The organism is Mycolicibacterium parafortuitum (genome assembly GCF_002086815.1).
Lineage (GTDB): Bacteria > Actinomycetota > Actinomycetes > Mycobacteriales > Mycobacteriaceae > Mycobacterium > Mycobacterium parafortuitum.
Genome location: NZ_MVID01000007.1, coordinates 196028 through 216907, shown reverse-complemented (window position 1 = coordinate 216907; position 20880 = coordinate 196028). Strand labels below are relative to the sequence as shown.

Genomic DNA, 20880 nt, shown 5'->3' with positions numbered 1-20880 from the left:
CATGATCATCGGCCTGACGCCACACCAGAAACCCACTAATTCAGCAGGCTCCTAGGGGACGAGCACCACCGAGCCGACGGTCTTACGGCCTTGCAGGTCGCGGTGCGCCTGTTCGGCGTCGGGCAGCGAATACCGCCGGCTCACCGTCACGTCGAGGGTTCCGTCCGCGATCGCGGTCAGCAGTTCGCCTGCCCGCCAGGAGAATTCATCCGGGGTGCGGGTGTAGTGGGCGAGGTTGGGCCGGGTCAGGAACACCGAGCCCGCGCTGTTGAGGCGCTGCGGGTCGACCGGCGGGACCGGTCCGCTGGCCGCGCCGAACAACGCGAGGGTGCCGCGCACGGCCAGGCTGGCGAGGCTCGCCTCGAAGGTCGACGCGCCGACCCCGTCGTAGACGGCGGCCACCCCGTCGCCGTCGGTCAGCTCGCGGATCCGGGCCCCGAAGGCCTGCGGATCGTCCGGATAGTCGAGCACCTCGACCGCGCCGGCCCGCCGCGACAGCTCGGCCTTGTCCGGGTTCGAGACGGTGGTGATCACCGAGGCCGCCAGGCTGGTGGCCCACTGCGTCAGGAGCAGGCCGACTCCGCCCGCGCCGGCGTGCACCAGCAGCGCGTCGCCCTGCTGCACCGGGTACGTCGACTTGATCAGATAGTGCGCCGTCATGCCCTTCAACAGCGCCGACGCGGCCACCTCGGGTGCAACACCGTCGGGAACGTAGGCGACGAAATCGGCAGGCGCCAGGGAGTATTCGGCGTACGCGCCGAGTGACTGCGTGGTGACGACGCGGTCGCCGACGTTGAGCGCCGCGACATCCTCGCCGACCTCCTCGATGGTTCCGCACACCTCGGCGCCGACGATGAACGGCGTCTCCCGCGGATACAACCCCGACCGGAAGTACGTGTCGATGAAGTTCACGCCGATCGCTTCCGCACGGATGAGGACCTGGCCCGGACCCGGGGTAGGGCGGTCCTTCTCGACGTGGGACAGGACTTCGGGACCGCCGACCTCGGTGACTTCGATCGCATACATAGCGACCATCATGCCCGTCACTAGAATCAGCCGTCTGATGAAACTCGCCCGCCCCGACATCTTCCATCCCCGCATCGTGCTGGCCGCGTGCGCGGCGCTGCCCGACGGTGACGGCGACGACGCCGGACTCGTCGAGGCGTTGCGCGACCGCGGTCTGCACGCGCGCTGGCTGGCCTGGGACGACCCGCAGACCCGCAACGCCGACCTGGTGATACTGCGTGCGACGTGGGATTACACCGACCGGCTCGAGGAGTTCCTGGGCTGGACGCGCAACGTGGCGCATCTGCTGAATCCGCGCGAGGTGGTCGCCTGGAACACCGACAAACGCTACCTGGCGGATCTGGCCGCGGCGGGTGTGCCGGTGGTGCCGACCTCGTTCTTCGCGCCGGGCGAGCGGATACACATCCCCGACGGCGAGGTCGTGGTCAAACCCTCGGTGGGGGCGGGGTCGGTGGGCGCGCTGCGGTTCCGCGACCCCGCGCAGGCCCGCGCACACGCCGAGACGCTGTTGGCGGAGGGCCGCACCGCGATGGTGCAGCCCTACGACGCACGCGTCGCCGACGGCGAGACGGCGCTGGTCTTCGTCGGCGGCGAGCCGTCCCATGCGTTCACGAAGGGCCCGATGCTGCCTCCGCCCGGACGGGCCCCGGAGTTCGACGAGTCGGGCACCTTCGCCGAGGAGCGGCTGCAGCCCGCCGACCCGGACGACGAGCTCTGGGAGCTGGGGCACGCGGCGCTGACCGCGGCGGCCGCGCGGACCGGCGTGCCGGTGTCCGAGCTCATGTACGGCCGTGTCGACATCATCGGCGGGCCAGAGGATCCACGGCTGCTCGAACTCGAGCTCGTCGAACCGTCACTGGGCTGGCGGCAGCTCGACGACGGCGACCGGGCCCTGCGCCAGCGCCGCTTCGCGCTCGAAGTGGAGTCAGCGCTGGAGCGGTTCGGGCTCGGCCCGTTCGCGCAACGACGCCCATAGCGCCGCGGTCGCCGCGGTGCAGGCCGCCGCGCCGGCGACGTGCAATGCGACCAGCACTTCCGGGACGCCGGTGAAGAACTGCACCGCGCCGAGCAGGCCCTGTGCGGCGACCAGCACCACCACCACGACGAGCCGCTTCATCACGTACCGGTCGGCGTGTACCGCCCACAGCCCGAAGCCCAGGCCGACGAGCAGGGCCAGATAGGCCACCAGCAGCGACGAGTGCATGTGCACCAGCGTGGTGATCTCCACCTGCAGCCGCGGCACCGGGCGCTCCAGGCTCTTGTCGCCGGCGTGCGGGCCCGCGCCGGTCACCATGGTCCCGGTCACCAGCACGGCGGCCAGCGTGATCCCGGACAGCACGGTCAACAGCCGCAACGGTTTCGGGGCGCGCTCGGTGACCACGCCGTCGTCGGGTTCGCCGATCTTGACGAACAACAGCACGGCAAGCCACACCATCGCCATCGACACCAGCAGGTGGATGGCCACCGTCCACCACAGCAGTCCGGTGAGCACGGTGATGCCGCCGATGATCGCCTGCGCGACTGTCGACGCCGGCATCAGCCAGGCATAAACCAGCACTTCACGGCGGCGCCGCGCGCGGGTCACCGCGATGACGGCGGCCGCCGCGGTGAGCACGACGAGGAACGTCAGCATCCGGTTGCCGAACTCGACGGCCTGGTGGATGCCGGCCACCTCGGGGTGGGGTACCGGGGTGAAGCTGCCGGGGAAGCATTGCGGCCACGTCGGGCAGCCGAGGCCCGAGGCGGTTACACGAACGATGGCCCCGGTGACGGCGATACCGCCCTGGGTCAGGATCACGGCCGCGGCGACGAGGCGCTGCACCCGGAGGCTCGGCTCGGGGAGCAGGTCGACGAGCCGCAGGAAAAGTCGTCCGACGGGCACGCTCCGATGGTAGAGGCTCGTTAACTACGAGTCGTAGTAGGGGCGTGTGACGGGGATCAGAACCTCGTCGACCAGCTCGGTGACCAGCTCGTCGGTGATCGGGTCTCCGCTGATCAGCAGCCGGTGCCACAGCACGCTCTGCCCGAGTTCGCGGACGATCTCGACCGGCACGTCGGCGCGCACCTCACCTCGCTCGATGCCGCGCCGGATCAGCGCGGTCATCTCGTCCTTGCGCATCCCGAGCACGTCGGCGCGGAATGTCGCCTCCAGTTCGGGGTCGGTCATCACGGCGGTGATGGCCGCGCGCATCAGCGGTCCGGAGCCGCCGGTGAACAGCTGCGCCCAGGCCCGCAGCACGTCGAGCAGGTCGCCGCGGAACGATCCGGTGTCGGGCCGGGGAAACGACGTCGACGCGACCGCGAGCAGGGTGTCCCGCAGCAGCGCACGCCGGTCCGGCCAGCGCCGGTACAGGACGGGCTTGCTGGTCCTGGCCGCGGCGGCCACCGCGTCCATCGTCACCGCGTTCGGGCCGTGCTCGGCGAGCAGCTCGAGCACCGCCGCCTGGATCGCGGAGTCCAGCTCCGCGCCGCGCCGTCGCGCCATTCCAACCCTCCGTCGTTCGCGCCGAGCGCACGGTTTCTGACCGCAATCGGAGCGATCCGCGACAACAACCGTGCGCTCGACGCCTCCATCAAGAAACGCTTGCGTATCTTAACCCGTCGACCTACATTAAGAAACGAAACCGTATCTTAGGAGGAGTCATGGCACTTCCGGTGCTGTATCCACTGCGTGCCGTCGACACCGCGGCCGTGCACTACGTCCGGTGCCCGCGCGGCCGGCGTCGCATCACCATCGACCACCGGCCGTTGGCCGGGGTCACGCCCGCGATGCTGGTGCACTGGTTCACCCACCTGGACGGCACCATGCGCTACGGCGATCAGACCGTCGACCGCTACCACGCCTGGCATCCGGTCGACCACATCCGGTGGGAACTGGCCCGCCCCGCGCCGGGCGGCGGTGCCGGCGAGGGTGCGCGATTCCACATGGTCGAGGCGTTCGGGGCGCGTCCGGAGTTCACCGTCGACGAGGTCGCCAGGGTCGAGAAGCTCGACGAGACCGGCATCCGGCTGGTGTTGCGGATCGCGGGCATCCCGGTCTTCCAGCTGGAACACACCTGGTCCGCGGGGGCCGACGGCGCGCATTACGTGACGGTGATGGACCTCGGCGTGCGGTCGTGGCTGCTGTCGCCGATCAACCGGATGCTGCAGCGGCGGTTCTGCGACGAGAAGGCCCGCGCGTGGGTCCGGCACAACGTCGAAGAGGTCGGCCAGCTGGAGTACCTGCTGCCGACGCTGCACCCGTCAGGTGAACCGGAACCAACGGCGCGCCGCGAGCGCGGCCACCGCGCCCCAGACGGCGAGCACCGCGAGGCCGAACCAGTCCACTGACGGCGTCATCGCCTGCGACAGCGCCTCGGTCAGCGCTCCCGACGGCGTGAGTCGTGCGACCCACTGCAGCGCCGACGGAACCAGACCGCCCTCCAGCGTCAGCGCGCCGAGGCCGGCGAAGACGAACCAGAGAAGGTTCGCGACGGCCAGCACGATCTCGGCGCGCAGCGTGCCGCCGAGCAGCAGGCCGAGCGCGGCGAACACCGCCGTGCCGAGCGCGATGATCAGCCCGCCGAGGACCAGCCCGGCCGCGGCCGGACGCCACCCGAGCGCGAATCCGATGGCGCCGAACAGGATCGCCTGAAGGAATACGACGGTCACCACCGCCAGTGACTTGCCGGCGATGATGCCCCACACCGGCAGCGCGGTGGCGCCGAGGCGTTTGAGCGCACCGTAGCGTCGGTCGAACGCGACCGCGATGGCCTGCCCGGTGAACGCGGTGGAGATCACGGCGAGCGCCATGATCGCGGGGACGAACGTCGCCGCCCGGTTGGGGCCGAAGTCGCCGAACGGAAGCAGCGTCAACCCGACCAGCAGGGTGATCGGGATGAACATGGTCAGCAGCAGCTGCTCGCCGTTGCGCAGCAGCAACCGGAGCTCGAGGCCGAACTGGGCCCGCAGCATGCGGCCCACGGGCGCCGGGCGCGGATCGGGGGTGAATGTTCCTGGGGTGAACCGGTTCGTCATTTGCGGAGCTCCCGGCCGGTCAGATCGAGGAAGACGTCTTCGAGGCTGCGCTGCTCGACCCGCATGTCGGTGGCCAGCACATCCAGCCGCGCGCACCACGCCGTGACCGTGGCCAGCACCTGGGGGTCGATATGTCCCTCGACCAGATACTCACCGGGGCCGGACTCCGTGGCCCGGTAGCCCTCCGGCAGCGCCGCGACGAGCAGGGACAGGTCGAGCATCTTCGGGGCGCGGAAGCGCAGCTGGTTCTCGGCGCCGCTGCGCATCAGCTCGTCCGGCGTGCCGGTGGCCACGGCAGAGCCGTGATCGATGATCAGGATGCGGTCGGCCAGCTCCTCGGCCTCGGTGAGCTGGTGGGTGGTGAGCACGACGGTCACCCCGTCGCGACGCAGCGCGTCGATCAGCTCCCACACCACGATCCGGGCGTGCGCGTCCATGCCGGCGGTCGGTTCGTCGAGGAAGACCAGCTCGGGCCTGCCGACCACCGCACACGCGAGCGCGAGCCGTTGCTGCTGGCCGCCGGACAGCCGCCGGTAGGGCGTCCGGGCCGCATCGGTCAGGCCCAGGGTGTCGAGCAGCCACTGCGGATCGAGCGGGTCGGCGGAATACGCGGCGACGAGGTCGAGCATCTCCCCGGCACGGGCGGCGGGGTAGGCGCCCCCGCCCTGCAGCATCACCCCGGTTCGGGCGCGCACCTCGGCGTTGTCGGCGACCGGATCGAGGCCCAGGATGCGGACCGTCCCGGCGTCGGGCTTGATGAAGCCCTCGCACATCTCCACGGTCGTCGTCTTGCCCGCGCCGTTGGGTCCCAGCAGGGCGAACACCTCCGCGGTGCGGACCTCCAGGTCGAGTTCGGCCACCGCCGTGGTCGCTCCGTACCGTTTGCTGACCCCGCGCAGCGACACGGGCGGGGCACCGGTGGATACGGAGTTCACGGGGACTCAGCGTAGGCGTCGGTCTTGGTGGCCGGTGGGCCCGGGGTTTCCTCCCCGTCCGACTCGGGGGGAGGTTCGGGCCCAGAATCCGGTAGCGGCCGCCACGGCAGGTATCGGTAGGTCAGCGCGATCATCAGCACCAGGATCAGGAAGCTGGCGATGGTCGCCAACGCGATCTGGAACAACGCGAATCGGTCGCCGTTGGCGGTCGGGCCGAAGATGCCGACCACCAGGGTCACGACTATCGCCGCGATCCGGAACCGTGGCAGCGTGGCCCACGCCGCGAGCGGGATGATCGCCCACAGCACGTACCAGGGCTGGACGACAGGGAAGAGCAGCAGGGTCGCGCCGAGTGCGACGCCGAGGCCGCCCACCGGGTGCAACCGGCCCCGCAACACCGCGAACAGCAGCCACAGCACGATCACCGCGATCAGGCTGACGCCCATCGCACGGGTCAGCGCGAGCACTGCCGTGGTGTGATCGCCCAGCCCGAGCAGGATGCCGACCTGGCCGGTGCCCAGCGCCAGCAGCGTCGGCGGGGACATCCAGCTGCGCACGACGTTCGCGGTGCCCAGGGTGAAGAGCCAACCGAAGCCCAGGCCGCTGGCCCACCCGATCAGCGCCATCACCGCCAGCGCCACCGCGCCCAGGGATCCGCTGGCGAGGACGAACGCCTTGAAGGTGCCGCCCCAGCGGTGTGCCAGCGCCATCGCGACGAAGCCGAGGGCGAGCAATGACGGGAGCTTCACCTGCGACGACAGCGTGATCAGCACGGTGCCGGTGAGCAGCATCGCGAGCGGATACCAGCGGGACCACTGCGCGCGGCCGTGCGGCCACGCGAGCGGGCGGGGCAGCAGTCGGCCGGCGGCGTCGATGCCGCGCAGCGCGAACTCGGTACCCGCCAGCATCAGGCCGAGCATCAGCGCCTCGTTGTGGATCCCGGCCACCAGATGCATGAACAGCAGCGGGTTGGCTGCGCCGAGCCACAGTGCGCTGACCTCCGCGACACCGCACCTGCGGGCCAACCGCGGGGTGGCCCACACGATCATTCCGACGCCGATCAGCACGACGAGCCGATGGAACAGCACCGCTTCGACGATGTTCTCCCCGGTCAGCCGTGAGATACCGCGTCCGATCCATAAGAACAACGGCCCGTACGGGGCCGGCGTCTCGCGCCACATGCTGGGCACCGACAGGGTGAACACGTGGTCGAGGCCTAGGCCGGGTGCCGGGCCCACCTCGTACGGGTCGTTGCCCTGCAGGGAGATCTCGCTCTGCGCCAGATAGGAGTAGACGTCCTTGCTGTACATCGGGGGTGCGATCAGCAGGGGCACCGTCCACAGCAGCAGCGTGCGATCGAGTTGGCTGCGGGTCATCCTGCGCTTGCCCAGCGCAAAACGGCCGAGCATCAGCCAGGCCAGCGCCATCATCACAGCGCCGGTCGTTGTCATCGTCAGCGACACCGTGGCGATCCGTGACGGCAGGTTCAGCAGCCGGACGCCGAACGTCGGGTCCTGCACGACGGGACGCGCGCCCGCGCCCAGCGCGCCGATCGCCATCAGCACGGTGCCGGTCGCCCCGAACAGCCGGGTCCGGCGCATCGCGACCAGCTCGGCGTCGTTCAGCGGCGTGCCGACGGTGCGCTCGTCGCCGTGCCAGCCGGCTATCGACTCGCTGAGGGAGTGTTGGCGAACTGCCACCCCGGCAGCGTAACCGCCGCCTATTCCCGATCGGCGCCGGTGATCGTCGGATTACGGTGTGAGAAACCCGACGCGACGCTAAGGGTGCCCTTGGTGGATTCGATCCGGTAATTGCGTCACACTGGTGTTGTGAAATTCCGTTCGCAGAGCTCGGAGGCGCCGTCAGCGGCGTCGACGCATGCTGCCGACGGCGACACCCTGGGGCGTACCCGCAACGCGATCGTGCAGTTGCTCCTGGAGTCCGGTCCCATCACGGCCAGCCAGATCGGCGAGCAGCTCGGTCTCTCGGCAGCCGGTGTGCGCAGGCATCTCGACGCGTTGATCGAAGCGGGCGAAGCCCAGGCCAACGCCGCCGCGTCCTGGCAGCAGGAAGGTCGCGGCAGGCCTGCCAAGCGCTACCAGCTGACCGCGGCGGGCCGGGCGAAACTGGAACACACCTACGACGATCTCGCGTCGGCCGCGATGCGGCAACTGCGCGAGATCGGCGGTGACGACGCGATCCGGACCTTCGCGCGCAAACGCATCGACGCGATCCTCGAAGATGTCCGGCCGGTCGACGGTCCGGCCACCGGTGACGAGGTCGAGGCTGCCGCCGACCGCATCGCCCATGCGCTGACCGATGCCGGCTACGCGACGACGACAACCCGGGTGCGGGGACCGATGCCCGGCGTCCAGATCTGTCAGCACCACTGTCCGGTCTCGCACGTCGCCGAGCAGTTTCCCGAGTTGTGCGAAGCCGAGCAGGAGGCGATGGCCGAGGTGCTCGGAACCCACGTGCAGCGGCTGGCGACGATCGTCAACGGAGACTGCGCATGTACCACCCACGTCCCGCTCGTACCGGCGCAACGTTAGCGACGGTGCGGGCGAATCCTTCGGCGCACAGCCCGCGCCGAAGCCACCTCACAAGCAAAAGGAGTGTGTCGCAATGACACTCACACCGGAGGTCAAGCCGGAGGCGCTGACCCAGGAGGAGACCATCGCCTCCCTGGGGAAGTACGGCTACGGCTGGGCTGACTCGGATGTCGCAGGGGCAAGCGCGCAACGGGGGCTGTCCGAAGCCGTGGTCCGCGACATCTCGGCGAAGAAGAGCGAGCCCGAGTGGATGCTCGACATCCGCTTGAAGGCGCTGCGCACCTTCGACAAGAAACCGATGCCGAACTGGGGCTCGAACCTCGACGGCATCCACTTCGACAACATCAAGTACTTCGTGCGGTCCAGCGAGAAGCAGGCCGCCACGTGGGACGACCTGCCCGCCGACATCAAGAACACCTACGACAAGCTGGGCATCCCGGAGGCGGAGAAGCAGCGGCTGGTCTCCGGTGTCGCCGCGCAGTACGAGTCCGAGGTCGTGTACCACTCGATCCGCGAGGACCTTGAGGCCCAGGGCGTCATCTTCCTCGACACCGACACCGCGCTCAAAGAGCACCCGGAGTTGTTCAAGGAGTACTTCGGCACGGTGATCCCGGCCGGCGACAACAAGTTCTCCGCGCTGAACACCGCCGTGTGGTCCGGTGGCTCGTTCATCTACGTCCCCAAGGGTGTGCACGTCGACATCCCGCTGCAGGCCTACTTCCGGATCAACACCGAGAACATGGGCCAGTTCGAGCGGACGCTGATCATCGTCGACGAGGACGCCTACGTGCACTACGTCGAGGGCTGTACCGCACCGATCTACAAGAGCGACTCGCTGCACAGCGCCGTCGTCGAGATCATCGTCAAGCCGGGCGGGCGGTGCCGCTACACGACCATCCAGAACTGGTCGAACAACGTCTACAACCTGGTCACCAAGCGTGCCCGCGCCGAGGCCGGCGCGACGATGGAGTGGGTCGACGGCAACATCGGCTCCAAGGTCACGATGAAGTACCCGGCCGTGTGGATGACCGGTGAGCACGCCAAGGGTGAGGTGCTCTCGGTGGCGTTCGCCGGCGAGGGTCAGCATCAGGACACCGGTGCCAAGATGCTGCACCTGGCGCCCAACACGTCGAGCAACATCGTGTCGAAGTCGGTGGCCCGCGGCGGCGGCCGCGCGTCCTATCGCGGCCTGGTCCAGGTCAACAAGGGCGCCCACGGCTCGCGCTCGTCCGTGAAGTGCGATGCGCTGCTGGTCGACACGGTCAGCCGCTCGGACACGTATCCGTATGTCGACATCCGCGAGGACGACGTCACGATGGGCCACGAGGCCACGGTGTCCAAGGTCAGCGAGGACCAGATGTTCTATCTGATGAGCCGCGGCCTGACCGAGGACGAGGCGATGGCGATGGTCGTGCGCGGCTTCGTCGAACCGATCGCCAAGGAACTCCCGATGGAATACGCGCTGGAGCTCAACCGGCTGATCGAGCTGCAGATGGAAGGTGCGGTCGGTTAAGTGAGCAATCTGACTGAGGCGGTCGAGGGCTCGGCCCTCTCCGCCATCAACAAGGGTGAGCTGTTCTCGTCGTTCGACGTGAATGCGTTCGAGGTACCCGGCGGGCGTGACGAGATCTGGCGGTTCACGCCGCTCAAGCGGCTGCGCGGCCTGCACGACGGGTCGGCGACCCCGAGCGGCTCTGCGGCCGTCACCGTCACCGAACGTCCCGGCGTCACCGTCGAGACCGTCGCCCGTGGCGACGAGCGGCTCGGGCAGGCCGGCGTGCCGTCCGACCGTGTTGCCGCGCAGGCCTTCTCGTCGTTCGAGTCGGCGACGATCGTGACCGTCGCGCGCGACACCGAGGTCGCCGAGCCGATCGAGATCGTCGTCAACGGACCCGGTGCGGACGCGGTCGCCTACGGGCACCTGCAGATCCGCGTCGAGGAGCTGTCCCGCGCCATCGTGGTCGTCGACCTGCGCGGCAGCGGGGTGTACGCCGACAACGTCGAGATCATCGTCGGCGACTCAGCCGGACTCGGGGTCATCTGGATCGCCGACTGGGCCGACGACACCGTCCACGTCAGTTCGCACCACGCCAAGCTGGGCAAGGACGCGACCCTCGGTCACGTCAACGTCACCCTCGGCGGCGACGTCGTGCGCACGACCGCCACGGTGCGCTACACCGCCCCCGGCGGCGAGGCCAAGATGCTCGGCACGTACTTCGCCGATGCCGGTCAGCACTTCGAGTCGCGCCTTCTGGTCGACCACTCGCAGCCCAACTGCAAGTCCGACGTGCTGTACAAGGGTGCGCTGCAGGGCGATCCGGAATCGCGCAAGCCCGACGCGCACACCGTGTGGGTCGGCGACGTGCTGATCCGCGCCGAGGCGACCGGCACCGACACCTTCGAGGTGAACCGCAACCTGGTGCTCACCGACGGCGCCCGCGCCGACTCGGTGCCGAACCTGGAGATCGAGACCGGCGAAATCGTCGGCGCCGGGCACGCCAGTGCGACCGGGCGTTTCGACGACGAGCAGTTGTTCTATCTGCGCGCCCGCGGCATCCCCGAGGATCAGGCCCGTCGCCTGGTGGTGCGCGGCTTCTTCAACGAGATCATCGCGAAGATCGCCGTGCCCGCCGTGCGCGAACGCCTGACCGAAGCCATCGAACGAGAACTAGAAATCACCGAAGCGAGTGCGAACTGACATGACCACACTGGAAATCAAAGACCTGCATGCGTCGGTCTTCACCCCCGAAGGCGACGAAGTCCCGATCCTCAAGGGTGTCAACCTGACGGTGAAGTCGGGCGAGACCCACGCGGTGATGGGCCCCAACGGCTCCGGCAAGTCCACGCTGTCCTACGCGATCGCCGGACATCCCAAGTACACCGTCACCTCCGGGTCGATCACGCTCGACGGCGCCGACGTGCTGGAGATGAGCATCGATGAACGTGCCCGCGCGGGGCTCTTTCTGGCGATGCAGTACCCCGTCGAGGTGCCGGGGGTGTCGATGTCGAACTTCCTGCGCACGGCTGCGACCGCCGTCCGTGGCGAGGCGCCGAAGCTGCGGCACTGGGTCAAAGAGGTCAAGGCCGCGATGAGCGACCTCGACATCGACCCGTCGTTCGGCGAACGCAGCGTCAACGAGGGCTTCTCCGGTGGCGAGAAGAAGCGCCACGAGATCCTGCAGCTCGGCATGCTCAAGCCCAAGATCGCGATCCTCGACGAGACCGACTCCGGTCTCGACGTCGACGCGCTGCGGGTCGTCAGTGAAGGGGTGAACCGCTACAAGGAGGCCGAGAACGGCGGCGTCCTGCTGATCACGCACTACACCCGCATCCTGCGCTACATCCAGCCGCAGTTCGTGCACGTGTTCGTCGGCGGCCGCATCATCGAGTCCGGCGGCCCCGAGCTGGCCGACGAACTCGAAGAGAACGGCTACGAGCGCTTCACCCAGGCTGCCGCCGCAGGGGCGTGACGTGACGACCGCACGCACGTTGGACCTCACGGCGGTTCGGGCGGATTTTCCGATCCTGAGCCGTGTGATGCGGGGCGGGCAGCAGTTGGCCTACCTCGACTCCGGGGCGACGTCGCAGAAGCCGCTGGCCGTGCTCGACGCCGAGCGCGACTTCCTGCTCCACTCCAACGGCGCGGTGCACCGCGGTGCGCACCAGCTGATGGAGGAGTCGACGGACGCCTACGAGCAGGGCCGCGAGGCCGTCGCGTCGTTCGTGGGTGCCGACTCCGACGAGCTGGTGTTCACCAAGAATGCGACCGAGGCCATCAACCTGGTGGCTTATGCGCTGGGGGACAAGCGGTTCGAGAACGCCATCGGCCCCGGCGACGTGATCGTGACCACCGAGCTCGAGCACCACGCGAACCTGGTGCCGTGGCAGGAGCTCGCGCTGCGTACCGGCGCCACGCTGCGCTGGTACGGGGTCACCGATGACGGGCGCATCGACCTCGACTCGCTCGATCTCGACGAGCGCGTGAAAGTCGTTGCTTTCAGCCATCATTCGAACGTGACCGGCGCCGTCGCGCCGGTCGAGGAACTGGTGTCGCGCGCGCGGGCGGTCGGCGCCCTCGTGGTGCTCGACGCATGCCAGTCGGTTCCGCATCAGCCTGTCGACTTCCACTCCCTCGACGTCGACTTCGCCGCGTTCTCCGGGCACAAGATGCTCGGCCCCACCGGTATCGGCGTGCTGTACGGGCGCCGCGAACTGCTCAACGCGTTGCCGCCGTTCCTGACGGGCGGATCGATGATCGAGACCGTCACGATGGAGGCGACGACGTTCGCGCCAGCCCCGCAACGGTTCGAGGCGGGCACCCCGATGACCTCGCAGGTCGTCGGGTTGGGTGCTGCCGCACGGTATCTGGATGCCCTCGGTATGCCGACGGTGGAAGAGCACGAGCGCGATCTGGTGGCCGCCGCGCTGGCGGGCCTGTCCGAGGTGCCCGGCGTCCGGATCGTCGGCCCTGCGTCGATGGAGGACCGCGGCTCGCCGGTGTCGTTCGTCGTCGACGGTGTGCACGCCCACGACGTCGGGCAGGTGCTCGACGACGACGGCGTCGCGGTCCGGGTGGGGCACCATTGCGCGTGGCCGCTGCACCGTAGGTTCGGCATCGCCGCGACCGCGCGCGCGTCGTTCGCGGTCTACAACACCGTCGACGAAGTGGACCGGCTGGTCGCGGGCGTCCGGCGCGCCGTCGACTTCTTCGGTTCGGCGGGCAGGAGCGGAGCGACCCGGGGATCAGGCAGGGCGTGACGGTGCGGCTCGAACAGATCTACCAGGAAGTGATCCTGGACCACTACAAGCACCCGCATCACCGCGGGCTGCGCGAGCCGTTCGCCGCCGAGGTGCACCACGTGAACCCGACGTGCGGTGACGAGGTCACGCTTCGGGTCGCGCTGTCCGAGGACGGAGAGACGGTCGCCGACATCTCCTACGACGGCCAGGGCTGTTCGATCAGCCAGGCCTCGACGTCGGTGCTGACCGATCAGGTGATCGGCCAAACCGTCGGGGATGCGCTCAAGACCGTGGCGGCGTTCTCGGAGATGGTGTCCTCGCGCGGCAAGATCGACGGGGACGAGGATGTGCTCGGCGACGGCATCGCGTTCGCCGGGGTGTCGAAGTACCCGGCGCGCGTGAAGTGCGCGCTGCTGGGATGGACAGCTTTCAAAGCCGCGCTGGCAGAGGCGCACGGCCCGCAGAATTCCGAGGAGAACTGATGAGCGACACAGACGTGCCCAGCGACGAACTGCTCGCCGACGTCGAAGAGGCGATGCGTGACGTCGTCGATCCCGAACTCGGTATCAACGTCGTCGATCTCGGCCTGGTCTACGACATCAACCTGGAGCAGGGTGAGACGGGCCAGGTCGCCCTGATCGACATGACGCTGACGTCGGCGGCGTGCCCGCTGACCGACGTGATCGAGGACCAGTCCCGCACCGCGCTGGTCGGCGCCGGTCTGGTCGACGAGCTCAGGATCAACTGGGTGTGGAACCCGCCGTGGGGCCCGGACAAGATCACCGACGACGGCCGCGAACAGCTGCGGGCGCTCGGCTTCACCGTCTGACTCAGGTCGCCGGCGAACCGAGGGCCTAGGCTCGAGGGACCGGAACATCCCAGCCAGAAGAAACGTTGAGGACTACGTGGCTACCCGAGACATCACCGCAGCAGATTTCAACGACACCATCAACGACAACGACATTGTCCTGGTGGATTTTTGGGCCTCGTGGTGCGGGCCGTGCAAGGCGTTCGCCCCGACCTTCGCCGCCTCGTCGGAGAAGCATCCCGACGTCGTCTACGTGAAGGTCGACACCGAGGCCGAGCAGCAGCTGGCCGCGGCCGCCGACATCCGCTCGATCCCGACGCTGATGGCGTTCAAGAAGGGCAAGCTGGTGTTCAACCAGGCCGGCGCCCTGCCCCCGGCAGCGCTGGAGGACCTCGTCCAGCAGGTCAAGGACTTCGACATCGACGCCGCGATCGCCGCCCAGGAGGACGGTCAGTCCTGACCGGGCCCGGACGCGCTAACGTGCATCCGTGACCAACGGTTTCGTCCTCGTCGACCGCCCGCGACCCCACGTCGCCCTCGTGACGCTGAACCGGCCCGAGCGGATGAACTCGATGGCGTTCGACGTGATGGTGCCGCTGAAGGCCGTCATCGACGAGCTGACGTACGACAACGACATCCGCGCAGTGGTGTTGACCGGTTCCGGGGCGGGGTTCTCCTCCGGCGCCGACCACAAGTCCGCGGGGTCCGTGCCGCACGTCGACGGATTGACCCGGCCCAGTTTCGGGCTGCGGTCGATGGAGGTGCTCGACGACGTCATCCTGGCGTTGCGCAAGATGCACCAGCCGGTGATCGCCGCGGTCAACGGTGCCGCCATCGGCGGCGGTCTGTGCCTGGCCCTGGCCGCTGACATCCGGGTCGCGTCCAGCGCGGCGTACTTCCGGGCGGCGGGTATCAACAACGGGCTGACGGCCAGCGAGCTCGGGTTGAGCTACCTGCTGCCGCGTGCCATCGGATCGTCGCGGGCCTTCGAGATCATGCTGACCGGGCGCGACGTCGATGCCGAGGAGGCCGAACGGATCGGCCTGGTGTCACGCTGCGTTCCCGACGACGAGTTGCTGGACACCGCGTACTCGATCGCCGAGCGTATCGCCGCGTTCTCGCGGCCGGGCACCGAGTTGACCAAGCGCACACTGTGGAGCGGCCTGGACGCGGGTTCGCTGGAGGCGCACATGCAGGCCGAGGGCCTCGGACAGCTCTACATTCGGCTGCTGACGAGCAACTTCGAGGAAGCGGTGGCGGCCCGCAAAGACAAGCGCGCCCCTGTCTTCACCGACGACAAGTAGCCGTCCGCGGTTATCGATTGGCCTCAGACCAGGGGCAACAACTAGCCTGGTAGTAGTCCCACCCGGTTGGGCAGCGGCTCGGCCGTGCCCATACCCATCATTTTTCAGGAGCATCAGCGTGATCACCGCAACGGACCTCGAGGTCCGCGCTGGAGCGCGCACGCTGCTCTCGATCGAGGGCTCCGCCCTGCGCGTGCAGCCCGGCGACCGGATCGGTCTGGTCGGACGCAACGGCGCGGGCAAGACGACGACCATGCGAATCCTGGCGGGGGAGGGCGAACCGTATGCGGGCACCGTCACCCGTACCGGCGAGATCGGTTACCTGCCACAGGATCCCAAAGAGGGCGACCTCGACATGCTGGCCCGTGACCGGGTGCTGTCGGCGCGTGGCCTCGACACCCTGCTCGCCGACCTGGAGAAGCAGCAGGCGCTGATGGCCGAGGTCGCCGACGACGCGGCCCGCGACAAGGCGGTACGCCGCTACGGCCAGTTGGAGGAGCGGTTCGCCGCGCTCGGCGGCTACGCCGCCGAAAGCGAGGCGGGCCGGATCTGCGCCAGCCTCGGGCTGCCCGACCGGGTGCTGACCCAGCCGCTGCGCACGCTCTCCGGCGGGCAGCGCCGCCGGGTGGAGCTCGCCCGCATCCTGTTCGCGGCGGGGAGCGGATCCGGGGCCGGGTCGTCGAACACGACGCTGCTGCTCGACGAGCCGACCAACCACCTCGACGCCGACTCGATCGGCTGGCTGCGGTCCTTCCTGCAGAACCACAGCGGGGGACTGGTCGTGATCAGCCACGACGTCGACCTGCTCGCCGACGTGGTGAACCGGGTGTGGTTCCTCGACGCCGTGCGTGGCGAGGCCGACGTGTACAACATGGGCTGGCAGAAGTATCTCGACGCCCGCGCGACCGACGAGCAGCGTCGCCGCCGCGAACGCGCCAACGCCGAGAAGAAGGCCGCCGCGCTGCGTACCCAGGCCGCCAAGATGGGCGCCAAGGCCACCAAAGCCGTTGCGGCGCAGAACATGCTCAAACGCGCGGAGCGGATGCTGGCCTCCCTCGACGACGAGCGCGTGGCCGACAAGGTCGCCCGGATCAAGTTCCCGACGCCCGCACCGTGCGGGAAGACCCCGCTGATCGCCAAGGGACTCACCAAGACCTACGGGTCCCTGGAGATCTTCACCGGGCTCGACCTGGCGATCGACCGCGGGTCTCGCGTCGTGGTGCTCGGACTCAACGGCGCGGGCAAGACCACGCTGCTGCGTCTGCTCGCCGGGGTGGAGAAGCCGGACGCGGGCGGGCTGGAACCGGGGTACGGGCTCAAGATCGGCTATTTCGCCCAGGAGCACGACACCCTCGACAACATGGCCACGGTGTGGGAGAACATCCGCCACGCCGCGCCGGACACCGGTGAGCAGGACCTGCGCGGGCTGCTCGGCGCGTTCATGTTCTCCGGTCCGCAGCTCGAGCAGCCGGCGGGCACGCTCTCCGGCGGTGAGAAGACCCGACTCGCGCTGGCCGGCCTGGTCGCGTCGACAGCCAACGTGCTGCTGCTCGACGAGCCGACCAACAACCTGGACCCGGCCTCGCGTGAGCAGGTGCTCGACGCGCTGCGCAGCTATGCCGGCGCGGTGGTCCTGGTGACGCACGACCCGGGCGCGGCCGAGGCGCTCGACCCGCAGCGGGTGCTGCTGCTGCCCGACGGCACCGAGGACTTCTGGTCCGACGACTACCGCGACCTGATCGAACTGGCCTGACTTCTTGTTTCCGGGCGGTGTCAACCGCGCGCGCTGCGGGTAATCGGACGTCACATCCGAGCACACCAGCCGGGAGGCGCCGAAGATGAAAAACGATGGCAAGTCCAGGGAACAGTTGATCACCGAGCTGCGCAGCGCATACGAACGCGGCGCGAGCATCCGCACACTGGTGGCGTCGACCGGCCATTCCTACGGATCGATCCATACGATGCTGCGCGAGGCCGGCGCGACGATGCGAAGCCGCGGCGGACCCAACCACCGCGGGCGCCGCACCGCCTAGTGAACTGCGACCTCAGGGCTGCCGGACCGACGCCTCCACCAGGTCGAGGACCGCGCTGAGTCTCTCCGGATCGTCACCGGAGGCCAGCCGGGCCACCAGGCCGTCGAGGACCAATTCCAGGTAGGTCCGCAGCACGTCGCCGTCGACGTCGTCACGCAGTCGCCCGGCCTGCTTCTGGCGGCGCAACCGTTCCTTGGTCGCGGCCGACAGTTCCGCCGACCGCTCCGCCCAGCCCTGGCTGAACGCCGGGTCATTGCGGAGCTTGCGGGCGATCTCCAAACGCGTGGCCAGCCAATCGAATTGGTCCGGCGCGGCGAGCATGTCCCGCATCACCTGGATCAGGCCCTCGCGCGCGGCGACGTCGGCCATCTTCTCGGCGTCCTCGCGGGCGAGCTCGAAGAACAGCGTGTCCTTGTCGCGGAAGTGATGAAAGATCGCGCCGCGCGACAGCCCGATGGTTTCCTCGAGCCGCCGCACGGTCGCGCTCTCATATCCGTACTGTGCGAAACACCGGCGGGCGCCGTCGAGGATCTGACGACGGCGCGCCGCCAGATGATCGTCGGTCACCCGGGGCATGTCTGAACGTCTACGACTTCAGCATGTTGCGCAGCACGTACTGCAGGATGCCGCCGTTGCGGTAGTAGTCCGCCTCGCCGGGGGTGTCGATCCGCACCACCGCGTCGAATTCGACCTTCGATCCATCCTCTTTGGTGGCGGTGACCTTGACGGTCTTCGGCGTCTTGCCGTTGTTCAGCTCGGTGATGCCCTCGATGTCGAAGGTCTCGGTGCCGTCCAGCTTCAACGACGCCGCGGACTCACCCTGCGGGAACTGCAGCGGGATGACGCCCATACCGATCAGGTTGGACCGGTGGATGCGCTCGAAGGACTCGGTGATGACGGCCTTGACGCCCAGCAGTGCGGTGCCCTTGGCCGCCCAGTCACGCGACGAGCCGGAGCCGTACTCCTTGCCGCCGAGGACCACCAGCGGGATGCCGGCCTTCTTGTAGTTCTCCGACGCGTCGTAGATGAACGCCTGTGGCGCGTCTTTCTGGGTGAAGTCGCGGGTGTAGCCACCCGAGACGTCGTCGAGCAGCTGGTTGCGCAACCGAATGTTGGCGAACGTGCCGCGGATCATCACCTCGTGGTTGCCGCGCCGCGACCCCAGCGAGTTGAAATCCTTGGGCTGAACGCCGTTCTCCTCCAGGTACTGCGCCGCAGGCGTGCCCTTCTTGATGCTGCCGGCGGGCGAGATGTGGTCGGTGGTCACCGAATCGCCCAGCAGCGCAAGGACTCTGGCGCCCTTGATGTCGTCGACCGGCTCCGGATCGGCGGGCATGCCCTCGAAGTACGGTGCCTTGCGGACGTAGGTCGAGTCCTCGGCCCACTCGAAGGTGTTGCCCTCCGGCGTCGGCAGCGAGCGCCAGCGCTCGTCGCCCTTGAACACGTCGGCGTAGGAGTCGGAGAACATCTCCCGGTTGATCGACGACGCGATGGTCTCCTCGATCTCCTGGGCGGACGGCCAGATGTCGCGCAGGAACACGTCGTTGCCGTCGGTGTCCTGACCGAGGGGATCGGACTCGAAGTCGAAGTCCATCGTGCCGGCCAGGCCGTACGCGATCACCAGCGGCGGGGACGCCAGGTAGTTCATCTTCACGTCGGGGGAGATACGTCCCTCGAAGTTGCGGTTGCCCGAAAGCACCGCCGCGACCGACAGATCGTTGTCGTTGATCGCCGCCGAGATCTCGTCGGGCAGCGGGCCGGTGTTGCCGATGCAGGTGGTGCACCCGTAGCCGCCCAGGTAGTACCCGAGCTTCTCCAGGTACGGCCACAGGCCGGCCTTGTTGTAGTAGTCGGTGACGACCTGCGAGCCCGGAGCCATGTTGGTCTTGACCCACGGCTTGGTGGACAGGCCCTTCTCGACGGCCTTCTTGGCCAGCAGCGCCGCGCCGATCATCACCGACGGGTTGGAGGTGTTGGTGCACGACGTGATGCCGGCGACGACGACCGCGCCGTGGTCGAGCACGAACTCGCCGCGCTCCTCGGAGCTTACGGTGATCGGCTTGGACGGCCGGCCCTCGGAGCCGTTGGCCGCGGACGGCCGGGCGTCGGCCGCGCCGTCGTCGGCGAACGACAGCGATACCGAATCGCTGGCCGGGAACGACTCCTCGACGGCCTCGTCGAGCTTGGTCTCCGGCGCCGGGTGGTTCTCCTCGACGTAGTTGTGGATGTCCTTGCGGAACGCGTTCTTGGCGTCCGACAGCTCGATTCGGTCCTGCGGACGCTTCGGCCCGGAGATCGACGGGACCACGGTCGACAGGTCCAGCTCGAGGTACTCGGAGAACACCGGCTCCTTGTCCGGGTCGTGCCACATGCCCTGTTCCTTGGCGTACGCCTCGACCAGCGCCAGCTGCTCGTCGCTTCGCCCGGTCAGCCGCAGGTAGTTGATGGTCTCCTCGTCGATCGGGAACATCGCTGCGGTGGAACCGAATTCGGGGCTCATGTTGCCCAGCGTGGCGCGGTTGGCCAGCGGCACCTCGGCCACGCCCTTGCCGTAGAACTCGACGAACTTGCCGACCACCCCGTGCTTGCGCAACATGTCGGTGACCGTCAACACGACGTCGGTGGCGGTGACGCCGGGCTTGATCTCACCGGTGAGCTTGAAGCCGACGACGCGGGGGATCAGCATCGAGACGGGCTGGCCGAGCATCGCGGCCTCGGCCTCGATGCCGCCGACGCCCCAGCCCAGCACGCCGAGGCCGTTCTCCATCGTGGTGTGGCTGTCGGTGCCCACACAGGTGTCCGGGTAGGCCACGCCGTCGCGGGTCATCACGACACGGGCCAGGTACTCGATGTTGACCTGGTGCACGATGCCGGTGCCCGGCGGCACGACCTTGAAGTCGTCGAAGGCGCCCTGGCCCCAGCGCAGGAACTGGTAGCGCTCGCCATTGCGTTCGTATTCGAGTTCGACGTTGCGTTCGAACGCGTCGGCGCGGCCGAAGACGTCCAGGATCACCGAGTGGTCGATGACCATCTCGGCGGGGGAGAGCGGATTGACCTTGTTCGGGTCGCCGCCGAGGGTCGCGACGGCCTCGCGCATAGTGGCGAGGTCGACGATGCACGGCACGCCGGTGAAGTCCTGCATCAGCACGCGGGCGGGGGTGAACTGGATCTCGATGCTCGGCTCGGCGTCGGCGTCCCAGTTCGCGATCGCCTCGATGTGCTCCTTGGTGATGTTGGCGCCGTCTTCGGTGCGCAGGAGGTTCTCGGCGAGCACCTTGAGGCTGTAGGGAAGTTTCTCGGTTCCGGGGACCGCGTCGAGGCGGTAGATCTCGTAGCTGTTGTCTCCGACCTTCAGCGTGTCCTTCGCCCCGAACGAGTTCAGGGATGAATTCTTGCTGCTCACATCAACTCCCGGATTTAGTTCTCACCGCGACGGGCTGTGTCGACGGCGTTGGATACCCTAAC

21 protein-coding genes are annotated in these 20880 nt (G+C 68.5%); 13 read left to right on the top strand and 8 right to left on the bottom strand.

Going from position 1 to position 20880, the window contains the following annotated elements:
- Positions 1-51: 51 nt before the first annotated feature.
- A complete protein-coding gene (locus BST38_RS11320) occupies positions 52-1026 on the bottom strand; it encodes a quinone oxidoreductase family protein (protein ID WP_083143382.1) in 975 nt (324 codons plus the stop codon).
- Between the two features lie 37 nt (positions 1027-1063).
- Between BST38_RS11320 and BST38_RS11315 the strand changes: the two genes are divergently transcribed.
- A complete protein-coding gene (locus tag BST38_RS11315) occupies positions 1064-2002 on the top strand; it encodes an ATP-grasp domain-containing protein (protein ID WP_083143381.1) in 939 nt (312 codons plus the stop codon).
- Here BST38_RS11315 and BST38_RS11310 read toward each other — a convergent pair.
- The gene (locus tag BST38_RS11310; protein WP_083143380.1) at positions 1952-2908 is read right to left on the bottom strand and encodes a COX15/CtaA family protein; all 957 of its coding nucleotides are present in this window, start codon (positions 2906-2908) and stop codon (positions 1952-1954) included. The genes BST38_RS11315 and BST38_RS11310 overlap by 51 nt on opposite strands.
- A 24-nt stretch (positions 2909-2932) precedes the next feature.
- On the bottom strand, positions 2933-3511 hold the full coding sequence (locus tag BST38_RS11305; RefSeq protein ID WP_083143379.1) for a TetR/AcrR family transcriptional regulator: 579 nt from the start codon (positions 3509-3511) through the stop codon (positions 2933-2935).
- Positions 3512-3669: 158 nt separating this feature from the next.
- On the opposite strand from BST38_RS11305, the gene BST38_RS11300 reads away from it, so the two are divergent.
- Positions 3670-4356, top strand: a complete 687-nt coding sequence (locus tag BST38_RS11300; RefSeq protein WP_083143378.1) for a hypothetical protein — start codon at positions 3670-3672, stop codon at positions 4354-4356.
- Here the strand turns inward: BST38_RS11300 and BST38_RS11295 are convergent.
- From BST38_RS11295 to mptB, 3 genes are read right to left on the bottom strand one after another with little or no spacing between them, the layout of a single operon-like run.
- On the bottom strand, positions 4270-5043 hold the full coding sequence (locus BST38_RS11295) for an ABC transporter permease (RefSeq protein ID WP_083143377.1): 774 nt from the start codon (positions 5041-5043) through the stop codon (positions 4270-4272). The two genes, BST38_RS11300 and BST38_RS11295, sit on opposite strands and share 87 nt — an antisense overlap.
- Complete coding sequence (locus BST38_RS11290) at positions 5040-5978, bottom strand: ABC transporter ATP-binding protein (RefSeq protein ID WP_083143376.1); 939 nt, start codon at positions 5976-5978, stop codon at positions 5040-5042. Before BST38_RS11290 ends, BST38_RS11295 begins: the two co-directional genes overlap by 4 nt.
- Positions 5975-7678: a polyprenol phosphomannose-dependent alpha 1,6 mannosyltransferase MptB gene (gene mptB / locus BST38_RS11285; protein ID WP_083143375.1), complete on the bottom strand. Its 1704-nt coding sequence runs from the start codon at positions 7676-7678 to the stop codon at positions 5975-5977. The genes BST38_RS11290 and mptB overlap by 4 nt, the downstream gene beginning before the upstream one ends.
- A 111-nt stretch (positions 7679-7789) precedes the next feature.
- On the opposite strand from mptB, the gene BST38_RS11280 reads away from it, so the two are divergent.
- The 11 genes from BST38_RS11280 (at position 7790) to BST38_RS11230 (ending at position 17415) form a co-directional block, all read left to right on the top strand.
- Entirely contained in the window at positions 7790-8530 is a 741-nt protein-coding gene (locus BST38_RS11280; protein WP_083143374.1) for a helix-turn-helix transcriptional regulator, read from the top strand.
- Positions 8531-8603: 73 nt separating this feature from the next.
- Complete coding sequence (sufB, locus tag BST38_RS11275) at positions 8604-10043, top strand: Fe-S cluster assembly protein SufB (RefSeq protein WP_083143373.1); 1440 nt, start codon at positions 8604-8606, stop codon at positions 10041-10043.
- Positions 10044-11228, top strand: a complete 1185-nt coding sequence (gene sufD, locus BST38_RS11270) for a Fe-S cluster assembly protein SufD (RefSeq protein ID WP_083143372.1) — start codon at positions 10044-10046, stop codon at positions 11226-11228.
- A gap of 1 nt (position 11229) precedes the next feature.
- A complete protein-coding gene (gene sufC / locus BST38_RS11265; RefSeq protein ID WP_083143371.1) occupies positions 11230-12000 on the top strand; it encodes a Fe-S cluster assembly ATPase SufC in 771 nt (256 codons plus the stop codon).
- Between the two features lies 1 nt (position 12001).
- Complete coding sequence (locus tag BST38_RS11260) at positions 12002-13288, top strand: cysteine desulfurase (RefSeq protein WP_083143370.1); 1287 nt, start codon at positions 12002-12004, stop codon at positions 13286-13288.
- A 2-nt stretch (positions 13289-13290) separates the two neighbouring features.
- Positions 13291-13752, top strand: a complete 462-nt coding sequence (gene sufU / locus BST38_RS11255; RefSeq protein WP_083143403.1) for a Fe-S cluster assembly sulfur transfer protein SufU — start codon at positions 13291-13293, stop codon at positions 13750-13752.
- Positions 13752-14099: a metal-sulfur cluster assembly factor gene (locus BST38_RS11250; RefSeq protein WP_083143369.1), complete on the top strand. Its 348-nt coding sequence runs from the start codon at positions 13752-13754 to the stop codon at positions 14097-14099. The genes sufU and BST38_RS11250 overlap by 1 nt, the downstream gene beginning before the upstream one ends.
- A 76-nt stretch (positions 14100-14175) precedes the next feature.
- On the top strand, positions 14176-14538 hold the full coding sequence (gene trxA / locus BST38_RS11245; RefSeq protein WP_083143368.1) for a thioredoxin: 363 nt from the start codon (positions 14176-14178) through the stop codon (positions 14536-14538).
- Positions 14539-14566: 28 nt separating this feature from the next.
- Positions 14567-15382, top strand: coding sequence for an enoyl-CoA hydratase (locus tag BST38_RS11240; protein WP_083143367.1), 816 nt, complete (start codon positions 14567-14569; stop codon positions 15380-15382).
- Positions 15383-15500: 118 nt separating this feature from the next.
- Positions 15501-17135, top strand: coding sequence for an ABC-F family ATP-binding cassette domain-containing protein (locus BST38_RS11235; RefSeq protein WP_083143366.1), 1635 nt, complete (start codon positions 15501-15503; stop codon positions 17133-17135).
- A gap of 85 nt (positions 17136-17220) precedes the next feature.
- The gene (locus tag BST38_RS11230; protein WP_083143365.1) at positions 17221-17415 is read left to right on the top strand and encodes a helix-turn-helix domain-containing protein; all 195 of its coding nucleotides are present in this window, start codon (positions 17221-17223) and stop codon (positions 17413-17415) included.
- A gap of 12 nt (positions 17416-17427) precedes the next feature.
- Here BST38_RS11230 and BST38_RS11225 read toward each other — a convergent pair whose 3' ends face one another.
- Positions 17428-17991 carry a TetR/AcrR family transcriptional regulator gene (locus BST38_RS11225; RefSeq protein ID WP_083143364.1) on the bottom strand — a complete coding sequence of 188 codons (564 nt, stop codon included), beginning with the start codon at positions 17989-17991 and terminating at the stop codon, positions 17428-17430.
- A gap of 10 nt (positions 17992-18001) precedes the next feature.
- Positions 18002-20818: an aconitate hydratase gene (locus tag BST38_RS11220; protein ID WP_110781720.1), complete on the bottom strand. Its 2817-nt coding sequence runs from the start codon at positions 20816-20818 to the stop codon at positions 18002-18004.
- Positions 20819-20880 lie beyond the last annotated feature (62 nt).

Bases quoted from the DNA above. Each gene is read 5' to 3' on its own strand.
- BST38_RS11320 (WP_083143382.1), bottom strand. From the start codon at position 1,026: ATGTATGCGATCGAAGTCACCGAGGTCGGCGGTCCCGAAGTCCTGTCC.
- BST38_RS11315 (WP_083143381.1), top strand. From the start codon at position 1,064: ATGAAACTCGCCCGCCCCGACATCTTCCATCCCCGCATCGTGCTGGCC.
- BST38_RS11305 (WP_083143379.1), bottom strand. From the start codon at position 3,511: ATGGCGCGACGGCGCGGCGCGGAGCTGGACTCCGCGATCCAGGCGGCG.
- BST38_RS11300 (WP_083143378.1), top strand. From the start codon at position 3,670: ATGGCACTTCCGGTGCTGTATCCACTGCGTGCCGTCGACACCGCGGCC.
- BST38_RS11295 (WP_083143377.1), bottom strand. From the start codon at position 5,043: ATGACGAACCGGTTCACCCCAGGAACATTCACCCCCGATCCGCGCCCG.
- sufB (WP_083143373.1), top strand. From the start codon at position 8,604: ATGACACTCACACCGGAGGTCAAGCCGGAGGCGCTGACCCAGGAGGAG.
- sufC (WP_083143371.1), top strand. From the start codon at position 11,230: ATGACCACACTGGAAATCAAAGACCTGCATGCGTCGGTCTTCACCCCC.
- BST38_RS11250 (WP_083143369.1), top strand. From the start codon at position 13,752: ATGAGCGACACAGACGTGCCCAGCGACGAACTGCTCGCCGACGTCGAA.
- BST38_RS11230 (WP_083143365.1), top strand. From the start codon at position 17,221: ATGAAAAACGATGGCAAGTCCAGGGAACAGTTGATCACCGAGCTGCGC.
- BST38_RS11225 (WP_083143364.1), bottom strand. From the start codon at position 17,991: ATGCCCCGGGTGACCGACGATCATCTGGCGGCGCGCCGTCGTCAGATC.